Source organism: Protofrankia sp. CiP1_Cm_nod4, assembly GCF_982290645.1.
The window spans coordinates 14,710-16,013 of sequence record NZ_CEVIVC010000117.1 but is presented as its reverse complement, the minus strand read 5'-3'; the positions used below and the strand labels follow the sequence as shown (position 1 = coordinate 16,013).

2 protein-coding genes are annotated in these 1,304 nt (G+C 71.3%); both read right to left on the bottom strand.

Annotated elements, in window-relative coordinates:
- Positions 1-449: 449 nt before the first annotated feature.
- On the bottom strand, positions 450-866 hold the full coding sequence (locus tag AC5LSR_RS18590; RefSeq protein ID WP_250283500.1) for a DUF5130 family protein: 417 nt from the start codon (positions 864-866) through the stop codon (positions 450-452).
- The coding region (locus AC5LSR_RS18585; protein ID WP_493468738.1) for a hypothetical protein at positions 853-1,304 on the bottom strand (452 nt) is incomplete at its 5' end. The genes AC5LSR_RS18590 and AC5LSR_RS18585, both read right to left, overlap by 14 nt.

Here is a 1,304-nt window from a genome sequence, read left to right as displayed (position 1 = left end):
GGCGGGGTTGTCCGGGCCGTCGGTAACACTAGGGTGGAATCGCTGGACGCAGGAGGATCACGGCGATGAACATCAGGAAACCGTCCGAAAACAAGACAGAAAAAAATGGAAGGAAGGCGGCGGCAGCGGCCGGGCCGCACTAGTGTCGTGTCAGCCGACGCGTGCCCCGCCACCGCGCGGGCGCCCTGGTGGCATTGCCGGAATTCCTGGGCGGTGCTGCCGCCCGGCGCCTCCGGGCGCCTTGTCGGAGATATCACCTGGAGACGATGGCCGAGGTGAATACTGGCCGAGGTGAATACTGACCGACACGGAACCAGGAATAACGAACAGGTACGGCGGGACCGGTGAGGCCCGGGCGGACGCGGCCGCCCACCGCGCGCGGAAAACATGACCGCGCGTTCTCCGGCTGTCCGGGAGACCGCGGGGCAACGGCCCCCAGCCCGCCCACCTCAGAGCGAGGCTAAGACCCTGCTCGGCCCGCCGGGGGACCCGGACGGCTGGGGGCCGGCGGCGTCGGCCAGCTGGCGCAGGCCGTTGATGATCCCGTTGACGATGTCGCCGAGGGCGAAACTGGAGGTCATCGTCAGGACGGCGAGCCCGGCGGCCTGGTCGGTGACACGCCGCCTGGCCCCTCTCGTCGTCTTGATGTGGACGAACCGTTGACCGGGAGAGACCAGGATGACGACGGCCGGGTCGCCCGGGCGTGCCGCCAGGTTGGCCAGCAGCCGTTCGGCGAACAGCTCCGGGTCGTCGTCGACGGCTCCGACCCGGACGGCGAACCGGATGCCGGTGCGGGCCTGCGCCGCCGCCCGCGCCCGTTCGAGCCGGTCGCGCTGCTCCCAGGTGAAGGGCTCACCAGGTGCCACTGGCACCGCCCGCGCCGGGTGAGGCCACGCGCGGGTGCTCGCCTTCGGCGGCGGCCGCGGGCGGATCCCCGACCCAGACCTCGTCATGGTTCCAGGAGCGCCCCGGCCGGTAGCGGGACGGGCCGCTGCCCCGGCTCGACAGCAGCGTGAGCCCGATCGCGACCAGGAACCCACCGATGATCGTCCCACCGTAGACAGCCCAGGCCTCCAGCGGCGTGAGCGGATCGGGACTGTACCGGTCCCCGATGTCCTGCGCCAGGGCGGCGCCGCACATCGCGGGAAGCGTGAGAAGAGCCAGCGTCACGACGGTGAGTACGCGGCGGGTGGTGGTCAGCCGAGGACGTCGACGAGTCACGTTGCGAAGGTTACCGGGTGATTGGCCCATGGTCGCCTGAAACCGCGTCCCGGCGGCACACCCCGTCGCGGCGGCCCGGCCCA